14 protein-coding genes are annotated in these 16,430 nt (G+C 44.1%); 8 read left to right on the forward strand and 6 right to left on the reverse strand.

Going from position 1 to position 16,430, the window contains the following annotated elements; translation table 11 throughout:
* Positions 1-125: 125 nt before the first annotated feature.
* Positions 126-731 carry a GTP cyclohydrolase II gene (gene ribA, locus MOB01S_RS00995; RefSeq protein WP_084349559.1) on the reverse strand — a complete coding sequence of 202 codons (606 nt, stop codon included), beginning with the start codon at positions 729-731 and terminating at the stop codon, positions 126-128.
* Positions 732-931: 200 nt separating this feature from the next.
* Here ribA and dxs point away from each other — a divergent pair, with 200 nt between their 5' ends.
* From dxs to MOB01S_RS12530, 4 genes are all read left to right on the forward strand, one after another.
* Positions 932-3,019, forward strand: coding sequence for a 1-deoxy-D-xylulose-5-phosphate synthase (gene dxs / locus MOB01S_RS01000; RefSeq protein WP_066800286.1), 2,088 nt, complete (start codon positions 932-934; stop codon positions 3,017-3,019).
* Between the two features lie 3 nt (positions 3,020-3,022).
* The gene (locus MOB01S_RS01005) at positions 3,023-3,484 is read left to right on the forward strand and encodes a hypothetical protein (RefSeq protein WP_066800288.1); all 462 of its coding nucleotides are present in this window, start codon (positions 3,023-3,025) and stop codon (positions 3,482-3,484) included.
* Between the two features lie 120 nt (positions 3,485-3,604).
* Positions 3,605-4,435 carry an inositol monophosphatase family protein gene (locus tag MOB01S_RS01010; protein ID WP_066800290.1) on the forward strand — a complete coding sequence of 277 codons (831 nt, stop codon included), beginning with the start codon at positions 3,605-3,607 and terminating at the stop codon, positions 4,433-4,435.
* A gap of 26 nt (positions 4,436-4,461) precedes the next feature.
* A complete protein-coding gene (locus MOB01S_RS12530; protein WP_066800293.1) occupies positions 4,462-5,073 on the forward strand; it encodes an MliC family protein in 612 nt (203 codons plus the stop codon).
* 51 nt (positions 5,074-5,124) lie between these two features.
* Here MOB01S_RS12530 and MOB01S_RS01020 read toward each other — a convergent pair whose 3' ends face one another.
* The gene (locus tag MOB01S_RS01020) at positions 5,125-5,406 is read right to left on the reverse strand and encodes a hypothetical protein (protein ID WP_066800296.1); all 282 of its coding nucleotides are present in this window, start codon (positions 5,404-5,406) and stop codon (positions 5,125-5,127) included.
* Positions 5,407-5,654: 248 nt separating this feature from the next.
* Here MOB01S_RS01020 and MOB01S_RS12750 point away from each other — a divergent pair, with 248 nt between their 5' ends.
* The 4 genes from MOB01S_RS12750 to MOB01S_RS01030 all read left to right on the forward strand — a co-directional run bounded on the left by MOB01S_RS12750 (position 5,655) and on the right by MOB01S_RS01030 (position 10,325).
* Complete coding sequence (locus tag MOB01S_RS12750; RefSeq protein ID WP_245639969.1) at positions 5,655-6,002, forward strand: hypothetical protein; 348 nt, start codon at positions 5,655-5,657, stop codon at positions 6,000-6,002.
* Positions 5,890-6,423 carry a cytochrome-c peroxidase gene (locus tag MOB01S_RS12755; protein WP_245639970.1) on the forward strand — a complete coding sequence of 178 codons (534 nt, stop codon included), beginning with the start codon at positions 5,890-5,892 and terminating at the stop codon, positions 6,421-6,423. The genes MOB01S_RS12750 and MOB01S_RS12755 overlap by 113 nt, the downstream gene beginning before the upstream one ends.
* Before the next feature lie 72 nt (positions 6,424-6,495).
* Positions 6,496-6,741: a c-type cytochrome gene (locus MOB01S_RS12760; protein ID WP_245639971.1), complete on the forward strand. Its 246-nt coding sequence runs from the start codon at positions 6,496-6,498 to the stop codon at positions 6,739-6,741.
* 272 nt (positions 6,742-7,013) lie between these two features.
* Positions 7,014-10,325, forward strand: coding sequence for a DUF2339 domain-containing protein (locus MOB01S_RS01030; RefSeq protein WP_169798104.1), 3,312 nt, complete (start codon positions 7,014-7,016; stop codon positions 10,323-10,325).
* Between the two features lie 39 nt (positions 10,326-10,364).
* Here the strand turns inward: MOB01S_RS01030 and MOB01S_RS01035 are convergent, their stop codons facing one another.
* The 4 genes from MOB01S_RS01035 to MOB01S_RS01050 all read right to left on the reverse strand — a co-directional run bounded on the left by MOB01S_RS01035 (position 10,365) and on the right by MOB01S_RS01050 (position 16,200).
* Positions 10,365-11,231 (reverse strand): hypothetical protein, encoded by an 867-nt coding sequence (locus MOB01S_RS01035; protein WP_169798105.1) that lies wholly within the window; start codon positions 11,229-11,231, stop codon positions 10,365-10,367.
* Positions 11,232-11,274: 43 nt separating this feature from the next.
* Positions 11,275-13,938 (reverse strand): type I DNA topoisomerase, encoded by a 2,664-nt coding sequence (gene topA / locus MOB01S_RS01040; RefSeq protein WP_066800303.1) that lies wholly within the window; start codon positions 13,936-13,938, stop codon positions 11,275-11,277.
* 102 nt (positions 13,939-14,040) lie between these two features.
* The gene (locus MOB01S_RS01045) at positions 14,041-14,598 is read right to left on the reverse strand and encodes a DUF1543 domain-containing protein (protein WP_218016056.1); all 558 of its coding nucleotides are present in this window, start codon (positions 14,596-14,598) and stop codon (positions 14,041-14,043) included.
* Positions 14,599-14,664: 66 nt separating this feature from the next.
* Entirely contained in the window at positions 14,665-16,200 is a 1,536-nt protein-coding gene (locus MOB01S_RS01050; protein ID WP_066800308.1) for an alanine/glycine:cation symporter family protein, read from the reverse strand.
* Positions 16,201-16,430: the final 230 nt, after the last annotated feature.

The following is a 16,430-nucleotide window of genomic DNA, read 5'->3' on the forward strand; positions in this document are numbered from 1 at the left end:
TTTTACTTATATATTACCAACCAAATATTATATATTACTTTTTCATCATCTGATGATTTTTTTAACATAAATTTAATCATATAAATAAAAAACCGCCCTATTGAGCGGTTGATAAAAGCATTTGTTTAGACCTTGTCGGACGACATAGCGATAAAATGTCCCATTTTCTCACCTTTTACTTCCAGATACTCACTATTGTGCGGATTGACCCCCACAATCAGTGGCACTCGCTCCACGATGTCAATGCCCAATTCCTGTAACCCACTCACTTTATTGGGGTTATTGGTCAAAAGTTTGGCTTTTTTGATACCAACCGATTGTAACATCACCTCACACATCTCATAGGTACGAGCATCGGCTGGTAGCCCAAGTTTGAGGTTGGCTTCTAGGGTGTCGCACCCCTCATCTTGTAAGGCATAGGCACGGATTTTGTTCACCAGCCCAATGCCTCGTCCCTCTTGGCGAAGGTAGAGAATCGCCCCACAGCCGTGAGCGATGATTTGTTTCATTGCACTGTTTAATTGAGGGCCGCAGTCGCATTTTAATGAACCAAAAGCGTCTCCTGTCAGACACTCTGAATGAATGCGAATGAGTGGAATGACGTTGCTATCGTCACAAGGTAAGCCATGCGACAACAATATATGCTCCTGACCGTGTTCGTTTTCAAAGGCATGAATGACAAAATTGCCATGAGCGGTGGGTAGGTTGGCTTTGCTGATGAATTGATACAAAATTAACCCCAGAAATCCTAAATAGTGGAATATGAATTATTTGTGAATTAAATGGTGCTACTATGGCAAATTAAAAGGCTATCTTGTAAAATAAGCCACTTGCCAAAGTCTGACGGTTTATTATACCGTAAAATTTGTTATAACTTAACATAACTTTTCAAACACTACTTTTAAATAATTAAAACTTGGAACTAAGCCCCATGCCAACGCCCGTCCACACACCCAAAACATTTACCGCCCTACCCACCACTCGCCCACACACGCCCACGCTTGACCGTGTGGATTTGCCATCTGATTTAAAGACTCTAAGCCATGATGAGCTGTGCGTATTGGCGGACGAATTGCGTGAATTTTTGCTATATTCGGTAGGGCAATCTGGCGGTCATTTTGGGGCGAATTTGGGCGTGGTGGAGCTGACGGTTGCCTTGCACACCATTTATAACGCCCCTTATGATAAACTTGTCTGGGACGTCGGTCATCAGGCATACGCTCACAAGGCTTTGACAGGGCGTAAAGATAAGCTCACTAGCATTCGTAGTCGGGGTGGACTGACCGCCTTTCCTGAAAGAAGCGAGAGCGAGTACGACACTTTTGGCGTAGGGCATAGCTCCACATCTATCTCGGCAGGGCTTGGCATGAGTCTTGCCAGTCGTATCAAAGGTGAACATCGCAAAGTCGTGGCAATCATCGGTGATGGAGCGATGACAGGGGGTATGGCGTTTGAGGCGATGAATGATGCGGTGCAACAAAATGCTGATTTGACAGTGGTTTTAAATGACAATGACATGTCTATTTCGCAGGCCATTGGTGGATTTAGTCGTCATTTGGCAAAACTGTGGCAACGGGGGTTGGCATTTGACATTGATAAATATGGTAACATTCTTATGGTTAAGCGAGAAATCAGTGCTGATGACCGCCGTGTCCGCCACTATTTACACATGGCAACGGACGCTAAGGAAACCTTGGAGAAAATCCCTGCCAAACTTGGTACAAATCTTGTCCAAAACATCGGCAATCTTTTGGGCAAAAACGCTCCACCCATGCCCCTATCAGATAAAATTGCCGAAAAAGTGCACGACCACATTTTTCCTGACAATCTGTTTAAAGCAATCGGCTTTACCTATCTTGGACCTTTTGATGGGCATGATTTACCAAAACTTCTACAAGTTTTTGAGCGAGCCAAAAACCTAAGTGGGGCGGTACTGATTCATGTGCATACGGTCAAAGGCAAGGGCTTTTTGCCTGCCGAAAATGACCCCATCACCTATCACGCCATTGGCAAAATTCCAAAGACCACCACACCAAAAAGCGATAAACTGACACCCAAAAAATACTCCGATGTCTTTGGTGAGTGGCTTATGGATAAAGGTAATGACAAAGAGCTGGTTGCCATCACTCCTGCCATGTGCGAAGGCTCTGGCATGGTGGATTTTGCCAAAACTTATCCTACCAAATTTTTTGATGTAGCGATTGCCGAACAGCACGCCATCACTTTGGCAGGTGGCATGGCAACAGGTGGGCTAAAACCTGTGGTAGCAATTTACTCCACTTTTTTACAACGGGGTTATGACCAATTTGTCCATGATGTCGCCCTACAAAATTTGGACGTAACTTTTGCCATTGACCGAGCAGGGCTTGTGGGTGAGGACGGAGCAACGCACGCAGGGGTGTTTGACTTGGCATATATGCGTTGTATACCCAATGTCATTATTGCTACCCCATCAGATGAGCATGAGTGCTATCATCTATTGAACGCTTGTTATGAGTATCAAGGCACATCTGCCATTCGCTATCCACGAGGGGCAGGCGTGGGGCGTGAGATTATCAAAGATGATAAAAAATTCGCCATTGGTAAGGCCAATGTTGTTTGGCGGTCGGATAATTTTACCAATAAATCAGACAAAAAAGTGGCGGTTTTGGCATTTGGTACACGTCTACATGACGCTCTATCCGCCAGTCAAGAGTTCGCTCATACCACCCACACACCCATCACGGTGGTGGACATGAGATGGGTCAAACCGCTTGATACAGCATTGATAGATGAGCTTATTCACCAAAACATCACGCACATCATCACAGTAGAAGAACATCAGCTCATGGGTGGGGCAGGCTCTGCGGTGAATGAATATTTGGCAAGTCGTGGCATAACTTTACCGATTAAAAATCTTGGCATTAAGGACGAATTTATCGCTCACGGCTCGCACGCCGAGCAGTTAGCCGAATGTGGGCTTGATGAACAGGGGATTTTGGGGACTTTAACCAAATTTATCAATAAAAATCAGGAATGAATAATGATAAAAGTCTCTGCTTTATTGAGTTTGGCACTTTGTCTTGTGGCTTGTCAGCAAACCAATGATTTGTCTAAAACATCCAAACCTGACTATTGCCACCATATACAAAAAGTAGATTATAATCTGTACGAAGTACTAAAACTGGGTATGAATGGCGATTTTTCGGACATGGTGATTGCCAATCAGCCTTTATTGTCAAAAAATGCTTTTAAGAACATTGAACTTGTTAATGACCCCATCATCACTGAAAACATCAGCTTAAACATCAAAATCAAAGATGATGGCATCATTAGATCACAGCCTAGCACACCTTCTATTGCATTGGTGGTTGATGGCAAAAAAGTACAGTTTTTTAATGTGTACGATTATTTACTTGAAAAAGAAATGACATTGTCTTTTGCCAATAATGATTTGGCATTATCCACTTTTGAGCAATTAAAATTTGTAAATTGCCAACAGTAAACTGACTAAAAACCACGAAAAATCATGGTAATTTGCCCTTAATTTTTGTATAATGACGGATTATTTTGCACGATGAATGCAAAATCATTCTTTAATCAGTAAACGTTTGTAAGGTGTGTTATGGAACCTATGGTGGTGATTGCCTCTCAAGTGGCAAAAAGAGTCGGTCATGAGATTTTCAAAGCCCATGAAAACCGTCATCGCATTGATTTGGGCGTAGAATCCAAAGGGGTAGATGGTCTTGTTACCAAGATTGACCGTTATGCCGAAGAGCTGACCATTTCTTTGTTAAAAGAAAGTTATCCCAAACATTCATTTTTGGGCGAAGAATTTGGGCTCCAAGAAGGCAAGGGAGCAGATGCTGATTGGTGCTTTATCATTGACCCCCTAGACGGCACTCAAAATTTTGTGCATGGTTTTCCGCATTTTTGCGTTTCTATCGGCATTCAACACAAAGGCATCACACAGCATGGCGTGGTCTATGACCCTGTGCGTGATGAGTTGTTTACTGCCAGTCGTGGTCGTGGAGCAAGCCTAAACCAACGCCGTATCAATGTATCATCTCATACCAGCGTTGCGGACGGTTTATTTACCACAGGACACCCCTACGAACGTATGATTGATGGCGTACGTACCAGTTTTGCTCGTCAGCATTTTGCCAGCCTACAAGCCATTTGTGAAAATGGTGGGCAAGTTCGCCGTACAGGGTCAGCAGCCCTTGATTTGTGCCATGTTGCTTGTGGTCGTTTTGACGGCTATTTTGAAATGAGTATCAAACCGTGGGATATTTGTGCAGGTGAGCTGATTGTTACCGAAGCTCGTGGTGTGGTGGTAGACCACAAAGGTGGCAACAACGCCATGAATATTGGCTCAATTTTTGCCTGTAACCCCAAAATGCTAAAATCACTCATGCAAACCGTTATTCCTACTTGGGAAAACGTGCTGGGCTAAATCTTCAATTTTTTAGGATATTTATCATGAATAAAACCCTCCTCACCACCGCAGTTGTGGCAGTATTTGCACTCACAGGTTGCCAAACTACCGCTCAAAGTGCCAAACAAAGCACCACCTCAGTTGTCAAAAAAACCCAAACCACTCAACCTAAACAAGCCGTTCAAACTCAGGCAAAACAGCAAGTACAAACCCAAGCTGTACAAGCCCAAAGCCAAGCAGAAGCTTATCAAGCCGAACTTGCTAGAAAAATTGAACTGTCTAAACAACAAGCCCAAGCCGAGATTGAACGCAGAATGGCATTGGATAAACAAATGGCGGAGCAAGCCCATGCTCGTGTTGCCCAACAAGCTCAACAACACACCAATACCGCCCAAACTCAATATATGTACATGTGCAATATGGGTGCAACCGTCAAAGCGGTCTATGATTCAAACAACGACACCGCCAAACTCAACGTATATGCCCCAATTTTGAGCCTAAGTAATCAAGATCTCAATCTCAAACTTGCACCGTCTGGCTCAGGTTCGCTATACACCAACGGTAAATATGAATGGCACACCAAAGATGGTTTGGGTATATTTTCAGCCAAAGGTAGTCCACATCAGCTCAACTGCGAAGGCGATGTGATGCCATAAGCCACCACACAAGCATATTAAAAAAGCGTATGTCATCATACGCTTTTTTATTTACATCGCCTGTCCTTGTGCCAACTGACTCATCAGCGACCCCATCGCAAATATAAATACCACAATATACACACCCATCATGATAAAAAAGCGTTTCATGGTGGTTACTTGGTCATCATCCATTTCGTCCCGCTGACTAAAAAAGTAGCCAATTTGGACAAAGGGTGAAAAGAAAATCCCCAAAATCAAAAAGAGCGTATTGCTTGACATGATAATCAAGGATTTTACCCAATAAACCAACACTGCAATTGACACAATTGCCAAAAGTGTCATTATCAACATAAACATGTCTCCATGAGTGAACTGTTGTCATTATAAACAAAACATACTCATCGGTCAATGTATAATTTTACAAGATAGCAACAAAACGGTAAAATTTTTCACCCTGTTTTGCCTCATTTGCAAATCCGCATAACTTTTAATGAATTCATACCATAACGCTTGGTTATAAGTCAATGCCATATTAATAATTAATTTTACAAAATGTACAATGATGTAAAATCAATTTAATATAAACCCATAAATAAATTGTGAGTATATTTATTGGCTTACTTGCCTTGACTGAGTTCGCCCAAGTGCCAAGTCAAGCCGTTACCGCAAGCGAGCAAGTGCAAGCTAGCCAAACAAGTGGCGGAGCAACGACTGCCGACAGCTTAAAGCTAATGACATCACTTGAAAGCAAACGCCCTGACGAACCCATCAAACCCATCGCCATTCCCACCGTTGACAACCCAAAAGCGGTCGCACTTGGGCAAAAATTGTGGTTTGACACTCGCCTTTCTAAGTCTGTCGTGCAACTCCTGCCACAACCTAGCCATGGGCGGTACGGACAACATGACCACGTCCATCGGACACAAATGGGCAGAAGGTCCGATTAACTCACCCACCGTGCTAAACAGCGGTCTTGCCATCGCTCAGTTTTGGGACGGACGAGCCAAAAACTTACAAGAACAAGCAGGTGGCCCGATTGAAAACCCACTTGAAATGGCGTCCACCCACGAACATGTGGTGGCGGTGTTAAACAGCATTCCTGCCTATCAAGACAAGTTCAAATCGGCATTTAGCGACTATACGGACGCCATCACCATTGAGCAGGTTACCAAAGCATTGGCAAGTTTTGAAGATACGCTAGTTACGCCAAACAGTCGTTTTGATAAGTGGCTTGCTGGCGATGACAATGCCATTACCGAGCAAGAATTGCGTGGCTATCAGACCTTTAAAAGCTCAGGCTGTGTGGCGTGCCATAATGGCAAGCTGCTCGGCGGTGGCTCATTCCAAAAATTTGGCGTGTTTGAGTAATACACCACCAAAAATCTTGCCAAAGGTCGCTTTGCGGTAACGGGCAACCCTGATGACAAACTCAAATTTAAAGTGCCAACCCTGCGCAACATTGAGCTGACTTACCCCTACTTCCATGATGGTCAAGTCAATTCACTCGAAGAAGCGGTTAAAATCATGGGTAAAATTCAGCTCAACAAGGACTTTACCGATGAAGAACTTGCTGATGTGATGGCATTCTTAAAAACTTTGACAGGCGAACAGCCCAAATTCCAGCACCCAATCCTACCACCATCCAACCCCAACACCCCCAAACCCAATCCGTTTAGCAAGTCCTAAGGACGGACAACAAAAAAAGATAATCCTGTGGGGTTGTCTTTTTGTACAAAAGTTCACCAAATTAAATTTCCCACCCCCAAATTTTATGTTATGATATAGGGCGTGTTGAACCTTGATAACACTTTTTACAATTTGACAATATTATAGAAATAGATTTGTCGTTTTTGCATTAAAAATGGCTACCCGACCACTTAACGTAAAATTAAGATTGGTCTAAATTTCAGGCGATGAGTGGTCGGGTGTTTTTCATCGTCAAAAGCTTGTTTGATAGAATGACTATCAAACTTCACTTTTTCCTTGAAAAACGTGCGATTTTTCTCATTTTTAATGGCAAATACAAAAGTTCAACACACCCTAACAAAAAACTTGGAGCGTGGCAAATGGCGTTTTTGGTGATTGTGGTCATTATTTTGTCTCTAATGGTGTGGGGGCATAAAAGTCAGCTGAATGAGCTTAGTGAACAGCTTGATGAGTTGCAAAATGAATTAAGTCGCCTACGCAAAGAGCTGGACAAACAAAAACATACCAATCATGTTCAGTATCATAAAGACCTCATCAATGCCATTGGCAACAAACTTGACATGCCCTATGGCACGCCTGCCGAACCAACCACCCCACACCAATCACCCCAATCTTTACCCAAGCCATTATCCGAGTCATCGCTCGACTGGACTGCCACGCCTTTAAACCCCACAGCGAACAACGTCAGCGAAATTCCAACTCACACAACCACACAAACCGAGCAACCAACCGAGCCTCTCGTTGAGCAACCGCTCGAACAAACCGCACCTATTGCCACACAAACCCTACCCACCAATACAAAAGAAAATACAAAAGACCAAGCACGCCCCAATTTTAAGAAAAAAATCAAACCAAGCCACAATTCACACCACAATCCAAGCCCAATGTCCGCCATACAGCCTATGCTAGCGTGGTTTGGCAAGGGCAATCCGATTTTAAAAGTTGGCATTGCCCTGCTGTTTTTGGGCTTGGCGTTTTTATTAAAATTGGCAAGCCATTATATTGAGACCCCAATTTGGCTACGCTATTTGGCGGTGGGCGTATCAGGGCTTGTGGCGACAGGCGTGGGACTACGCCTAACCCAAAAACGCCGTGAGTATGGCTTGATTTTACAAGGCTTTGGCTTGGCGGTGATGTATTTGACCACTTTGGCATCGCTCAAACTGGCTCATCTGCTCTCGCCTACCACCGCCTTTGTGTTAATGGTGCTGGCGGTCGTTGCCAAAATCGCCCTTGCCGTGCGTCAAGATGCCAAAATCTTGGCACAAATCGCCCTAATTGGTGGCTTGGCAACACCCCTACTGACCGCCACAGGCAGTAACAATTATCTGGCATTATTTACTTATTTGGCGGTGCTTAATACAGGCATTGCCGTCATTGCCAACTGGCGGGCGTGGCGTAGTTTGAACGCCATTAGCGTGGTCGGGACTTTTGCCCTTGCCTTTTTGTGGCAAGGTGGGCTTGACGATGGGCAAAGGCTTGGGGCATGGTTTGCCAGCAGTGTGTTTGGCGTTTATCATTTGGTGTTGTATGGCTATATGGTGTGTGCGTACAGTCGCACTTGCACCAGCGAACAGTTGCCGTCCCTTGCCAATGACGCACCGCTTGCCGTGATTTTTGAGCATTATATTAAGTCGGGCTTGCAAGCGGGCAAGGTGGACGCAGGCGTGCTGTTTGGCAGTGCTTTTGCAGGCTTTTTGTTTTTGTACAATGCTGTAACGCTGTTGGGCGATAAGACGACAATGCTTGTGGCGTGGGGTTTGGCAGGGCTATATGCAGTGTTTGCTTTCATAACAAAAACCGATAAGGACAATGAGCCAACCCTTGCCTATGCCTTATGGCTGTTGGTGGGCTTGTTTGTGGCACTTGGTGTTGGGCTTGGTTTTGATGATAACTTGGCGATTGGGCTGTGGGCATTGCAAGGGGCGTTGGTTTATGCCTTTGGACTGCGTCAAAAAGCGGTGCAGGTGCGTTGTTTTGCCTTATTATTGTTTGTGTTAAGTGCGGTTTTGTGGTTTGGCGAATATCACGGCTCGTATGGCGAACACATTTTGGCAGGCAATGGCTATGGCTCGCTGTGGCAAGTGTTGGCAGGGTTTTTGGTCTATGGGCTGTGGAGCAATTGGCAAGGCGAAACCAACTCTGCTCACTGGGAAACGGGTGCCCAAAATACAGGCTTGGGCTTAACCCTAACGCACGCTCTGATTTTGCCAAGTTTGTGGTTTAATGAGCTTGTTACCACTTGGGTGCTGATTGTTGGACTTATCCTGCTTGGCGTGTGGGCGTATCGGACTTATCATAAAGTGGTGGCGGTGTTTGCCCCTGTTGCCTGTGCGTGGACTTTGATTTATGCCATTGATTTACTTAATAATATTGGCATTGTTAGCCTAAGTGCAGGGCTTGCCATACTGATTTTGGCAGGGGCGTTACACCTTAATCCACACCAAAACAAAAGCCCACACCAACACAAACCGTCATCTTTATTAACAAGCTCTGGCGTTTTGGTAATTTTATTTGGGTTAATCGGCTTAATGGCAGGCTTTGGCTCGCTTTTGGAAAATCGCATTATTGATAATAACTTGCATTTTGGTTGGTCTTTGTGGGCAAGTTTTGCCGTACTTACAGCCTTTATCAAACTTGCCAAAGTTGCCCTAAAACGCCATTGGCACGCCCTTGCCGTGATAAGTTTGGGCTTTGAGCCATTGATGGCATTAACCCTTATCAATGCGATTTTGGAAAGTTCAACCACGCTTGCCCTTGCCGCGCTTGGTGTGGCAAGTGCCATTTTGGGGGCGATAATCATTGCTAGCCAAGCACTACGCCCCTTATGGGTAAGCCGTGTACATTTTGCCAACCTTGCCATTGTACTGATGGTGGCAAGTCTAATGCTTGTCCAAAGTCCGCTGACTGCCCTTTCTCATCTGTGGGGCGTGGCAAGTTTGGCGGTGCTTGGGGCGGTTTTGTTCGTGCCGTATTTTGGGCGGTTTGATAAGGCATATGGACAATGGGACGTGCTGTCGTGCCTTAGCGTGGCAAGCGTTTGGCTGGTTGATGTGGCGGTTTCACAACCTGTGGCGATTGGTAGCAGGTTACCCCTTATCAATGCGGTGGATATGGTGCAGGTAGGCTTGGGAGCATTATTTATCAAGGCATTAAACACCCAAGCAATGAGCGTTTACCGCTCGCTCCTTATCAAAGCAGGGGCGGTGCTGGTGTGGCTTTGTGTCAGTGCGGTGGTGGTGCGGACTTGGCATTTTTATGGCGGTGTGGCGTGGGATTTTGGGGTGTTGTTTGGTGATTTTGGCATTCAGACCAGTTTGTCCCTGCTTTGGGCGGTGATGGGCATTGGGCTGATGATGGCAGGCACAAAACGACAGGCTCGCTCGCTGTGGGTGGTGGGTGTCAGTTTGATTGGCGTGGTGGTGGTCAAATTGTTTTTGGTTGATTTGGGTAACAGTGGGGGCGTGGCTCGCATTGTGTCGTTTATTGGTGTGGGGCTTGGGCTTTTATTGGTGGGGTGGTTTGCTCCTGTGCCACCAAAGGTTGATGATGAGAATGAATAGGTATTTGGGTTGGATTTTTAAAGTCCAACCCATTTTAACCTATGCAATAAAAAATACAAACAAATAAAGACAATAAAATAAAGTCATAAATACACAAGTTGCACCGTCCGACAATTTAGAAAAAGTTGCTTTAAATGAATGTCTTATCTGAATATCATAACTGTATTTAATATATAATAAAAATAACATATAAATGTTTAAGGAAATTAAAAATAAATAAATGCTTTTAAATTCATCATTATATTTTTTGATAAAATACGCTTTGTCTGTAATTGTATCTTTATGATGAATATGATAAGCCACACCAACGGCATTATACCCCAAAATTATTTGACGAAAATTGCGTCTGGGCGTGATGAATTCTACATAAATATTGTCTTGATAGCTGTCATAATGCGGGCAATTCCCTGCGTGAATAAAAGAACAAACAACCGCTTGTCCGCCCTTGTTGTTTTTTAATAACAATACCGAATCAGACCTTGTACGCACTGATTTGTATTCTGGAATATAATAACTGCCTTTTTGTAATTCTTGACTTTGAATGAGCTTGTTGGTATTTGGTATGGATAAATATTGCACCATAAAAACAAAATAAGAAATCCCAATGATTAAAGTTGTTTGGGCAATAAAACGATAATCTTTAAAAGCACCGCCTTTCTCATCTGAATTATTTTTTGATTGAATAAAGAGTACTAGGGGAAAGCCGACAAAACAGAGAGTCGCACTAGAAAAGTCCAAGCCCCAAAATACAGTAAACCCCAAAAATACCAATGAAAATAGTACTTTTTTGTTAAACAACTTTATGAAAAATTCATTCATTACTTTCCATGCTAAAATCAATGATGATATAAAATGATGATTTCTTAACAATTCAATCATCATTTGAGTCGTAAAATCATCATTCATTTTACGACTCTACGATTTATCTATTTATTTCTCTTTTTCTTTGTTATTCCTTAATCCACCCCCCATTTCGCCACACCAAAGCAAATTTTGTCGCCTTGCCGTCTTTTTCTGAACCGATATACTGCTCGGATGATTTACGAGACCAGCGGACGATGGTTGGGTTGCCGTCTGTGTCGGTTTCTGGGGCGGTCAGTAGGTAGTGAAATTTGGGGTCAAGCTCACCTTGTACGGTCTTTAACTCACTCACCTTTGGCGGACGAGTTTCACGCACTTTGGGGAATTTGCTGGCCGCCAAAAACAAGCCTGCCGCCCCCTCACGCAAGACAAAATGGTCGTCAAATTTGTTTGAACGCAAATGAGGCATAGAAATGGCGGTCATTCTAGGCGGAGCAGCCTCGCCATTTTTGAGAACTTTTCTGGTATTGTCGCATTTTTGGCAGGCAAAGTACGCCCCAAAACGACCTGTTTTTAACTCCATTTGCCCATCGCATTTGTCGCAGTCAATGGTTGGCACATCGGACTTGGTAGCACTATGAAATACCCCTTTTTCCAAAAGATAGCCATCGCAATCAGGGTTATTGCCACAAATATGCAATTTAAGCCCACCGTCCACGATATAGCCGTCCATTGCCGTGTGGCACTTAGGACAGCGTTTTTTGGTCAAAAGGTCGGCAATCTCATCGGTGGTGTCGTCCTCGTCTAAGTCTTTTAAGGCTTGATTGGCAAAGGCCTCCACCGCCATTAGGTTTTTGGTGCCTTTGCAACGCTCGGCAGGCGGTAGGTTGTAGCCTGTACAACCCAAAAACACCCCTGTACCACCTGTGCGAATCTGCATTGGACGACTGCATAAATCACAATGAATATCAGGCACATCGGTGGGGTCGTTGGGTTTCATACCGTCCTTGCCCTTTGCCTTATCCAATTTACCCTTAAAATCGCCATAAAATTCATCAAGCACTTTTTTGTAATTTTGCTCGCCATTGGCAACATTATCCAGCTTATCTTCCAAACTTGCCGTAAAGCTATAATCCATCAAATCAGGAAAACTCTGTGTCAAACGGTCGGTAACAATGTCGCCCATTTTCTCGGCAAATAGCCGTTTGTTTTCGGTGCGAACATAGCCACGCTCTTGAATGGTGGAGATGATGGAGGCATAAGTGGACGGTCGTCCAATGCCTCGTTTTTCAAGCTCTTTGACCAAACTTGCCTCGGTGTATCTGGCAGGTGGTTTGGTAAAATGCTGGCTTGGGTTTATGCCATCCACCACCAAAGTATCGCCCACCTTGACATCAGGCAGTATCACATCGTCCGACTTGGCAGGGGGGTTGACCTTGGTGTAGCCGTCAAAGACCATCACCCGCCCTTTTGCTTTTAACTCCACATCGCCTGATTTGACTGTGAGTGTGGCGGACTGGTATTGGGCAGGTGTCATTTGGCAGGCGACAAATTGTTTATAAATTAGCTCATACAGGCGTTTGGCGTCCTGTTCCACATCTTTTAAATCCTTTGCTTGCACCAGCACATTTGATGGGCGAATGGCTTCGTGGGCTTCTTGGGCATTTTGTTTGTTGCCATAGACATTGGGCGTTTTGGGCAAATATTTTTCGCCAAAGTTTGCCAAAATATACTCACGCACACTACCAACGGCATCGGCAGACAAAAAGGTGCTATCCGTACGCATATAGGTAATATGCCCTGCCTCGTACAGACGCTGGGCAAGGAGCATTGTTTTTTTGACATTAAAGCCAAGACGAGTGCTTGCCGACTGCTGTAAGGTAGAGGTAATAAAAGGGGCAGACGGCTTGGATTGGGTGGGCTTCTCGTCCCTGCCTGAGACAATAAAGGGGTTGTGATTTAAAATTTCAACAACCTTTAAGGTATCTGTTTCGTTTTTTAAATCAAACTCTTTGCCTGCTTGTTTGACCGCCTCCAAGCTAATGCCATCCTTAAAATTGGCGTGGTGCGTATCGGCAAAAATCTGCCAATATTCGGTTGGCACAAAGGCACGGATTTCTCGCTCTTTTTCCACCACAAGGCGAGTTGCCACCGACTGTACTCGCCCTGCCGACAAGCCCCTTGCCACCTTTGCCCAAAGTAGAGGCGAGACCATAAAGCCCACCACACGGTCAAGAAATCTGCGAGCTTGCTGGGCATTGACCCTATCCATATTAAGGTCTGATGGGTGTTTGAAGGCTTCGGTGATGGCGTTTTTGGTGATTTCATTAAAGACCACACGGCGGTATTTGCTATCCGCCCCCCCAATCACTTCACGCAAATGCCACGCAATCGCCTCCCCCTCACGGTCAAGGTCGGTTGCCAAATAGATGGTATCGGCATCTTTGGCAAGGGATTTTAATTCTTTGATGACTTTGGTTTTGTTGGGCAAAATCTCATAAACCGCCTGCCAGCCGTTTTCAGGATTAACCCCCATTCGTCGTACCAAAGACTGCCACGCCTTTTGTTCACGAGACAGTTTTACACCTGTATCCTTTGTTTTTTCTTTGTCCGTACCGCCCGCTGTTTGTGAAGAAGTAGGCAAATCACGAATATGTCCCACCGATGAACGCACGATATAATCCGAGCCTAAGTATTTATTGATGGTTTTGGCTTTGGCAGGGGATTCTACGATGACCAAAGATTTGCCTTTGGGGGCAATTTGATCGTCTGTGGTTTTGGTTTTTTTGGGGGATTTTGGGGTGGTTGCCATAGCTTGCTCTTCATAATCATAAAAATATTGGCGTAAAAATAGGGGGCAAAAGTGATTTTGTCAAGTATTTTTTTAAAAATTTTAAAAAATTTACCCCACCATTCACGCCATAAAATGCTTTTTGGGCAGATAACCAATCACAAACTCGTCCGCCATATCATCATCGCACGGCTGGATTTGTAGGGCGTATTTGGCTTTAAATTCATCATTTAAGACATCAGATACTTTGTGAATATCATCAACATCCACGCCATATTTATTGTCAATGTGCGACACAGCACGCCCACCTGCATCAAATTCTTGATAAAAGGCACTTTGTTTGGCAAGGCTTACCGCCCCTGCCAAATCGGACGCCACCACCAGCATTTTGTGATGAAATTCCTCAAATTCGCCTGCCTTGTAGCCACCCATATTGATGAAGTACAAATGTAGCCCATTATCCACAAAGTCCTCACGTTTTACCACACGGACAGCATACTCACCCACACGACAGACTTTGCGATAAGCATCAATGTGCCAAATATCCTTAACCTCAACCCACGCCTGCTCAAAATATGGTATGAGTTGTGCGACATTTTCACCAATACCAAAAAACACATCGTGCTGTTCAATCAAGCGACCTTTTGGTGTTGCACCCAGTTTTATCATATATAAATTCATGTTACTATCCTTTAAAAATAAAAAAAACCAAAACCGCCCCATGAGCGGTTTTAGCCATCAAATCAATCATTTACCTTTTAATCTGTCTTCCCAAAAAGTGGCGTTTTTAATGCCCAGCTTCACAGGATCAAATGTGTACTCCTTGACACCGGCACGACGCTGGTTTTCGTAGTCTTTTAGAGCATTCATGGTAGGTTTTAACATAAAGAACATGATAAGAATACCCACGATATTAAGCCATGCAGTCATACCTACGCCCACATCACCCATATCCCAAATATAACCTGCACTGTTAAGACTGCCATATACAACAACCGCCACAACGGTAAATTTGGGGATAAAGCTAGTAAGTTTTTGGGTGCTTAGACTCATACGGCGAGTTAGATAAGCAATGTTTACCTCCGCAATATAATAATAAGCAAGCACGGTGGTAAAAGCAAAAAAGAAAATAGCAATGGCAATAAAGTAGTTGCCAGATGTACCAAAAGTCTGCTCCAATGCCATTTGGGTAAAGGCAGGTGTGCCAATTTCGTTGATGGGGACACCTTCTGCATTGACATGGGGAATATTTTGAATGATAAAGGCATCTTTGTCTGTGAGCGTGCCTTTGACATTATAAGTACCCATCGTCAAAATCATAAAAGCAGTCGCCGAACAAACAAGTAAAGTATCCACATAAACGGAGAACGCTTGTACCAATCCTTGTTGGGCGGGGTGAGCCACTTCGGCAGCCCCAGCATGGTGTGGACCTGTACCTTGACCTGCTTCGTTGGAATACACGCCACGTTTGACCCCCCAACCAATCGCTGCACCAAAACCTGCCATGGGGTTCAAAATATCGCTCATAATCAGAGAAAATACCGCAGGCACTTTATCAATATTCATAATCATGACAAGCACAGCCAACAAGATATACCCCAATGCCATAAATGGCACGACAAACTCCGCCACACGAGCGATACGTTTGATACCACCAAACACAATCAGGGCGATACCAACAGAGATGATAGCCATTGTGATGACACGATATTCACCAACTTCCATGCTCAAAAAGTTCACAAGTTCGCCTTCGCCTGTAATGCGAGTAACTGCACTTACCACACCGTTAGCTTGCACACCGGGCAAGAAAATACCGCACGAGATAACCCCTGCCAACGCAAATAAAATGGCATACCACTTTTGACCCAAGCCTTTTTCAAAATAATAAGCAGGACCGCCACGGTATTGACCTGTGATGGGATCTTTTTCTTTATAAATTTGAGCAAGTGTACTCTCAACATAAGCGGTAGAAGCACCCAAAAATGCCACCACCCACATCCAAAACACCGCCGAAGGTCCGCCAAATCCAATGGCTGCTGCCACCCCTGCAATGTTACCCACACCGACACGGTTGGCAAGTGCCACCACAAAAGCCTGAAAGGATGAGATGCCGTCCGCACTTTTGACACCACTAAACATCAGCTTAATCATCTCACCCAGCAGTCGCACCTGCACAAAGCGAGTCATGATAGAATAAAAAAGTCCCGCCCCAAGACACAAATAAATGAGGGCAGGACTCCAAATTATTCCATTGAGTTGGTCAATCACATCTTTTAATGACATTAAATACTCCTTTTGCAATGGTTTATTTAAAAATTTTATCAATGCTTTTGCATTAATGTGTAAATTTTTTAAATCAAATGACCTAAATTTAAGGTTTATAATTTGCCATATTTTTAAAATAATTGCTACAAAAAATCACAATTTTCACAGATTTTTTGTGTTTTTGTGAGAAAAATATCCAAATGGTTGCAATTTTTGCCAAAAACTGCCATGATGATAGCCATTTTACA

Origin of the sequence: Moraxella oblonga NBRC 102422 (assembly GCF_001598275.1) — a bacterium.
Classification (GTDB): Bacteria; Pseudomonadota; Gammaproteobacteria; order Pseudomonadales; family Moraxellaceae; genus Moraxella; species Moraxella oblonga.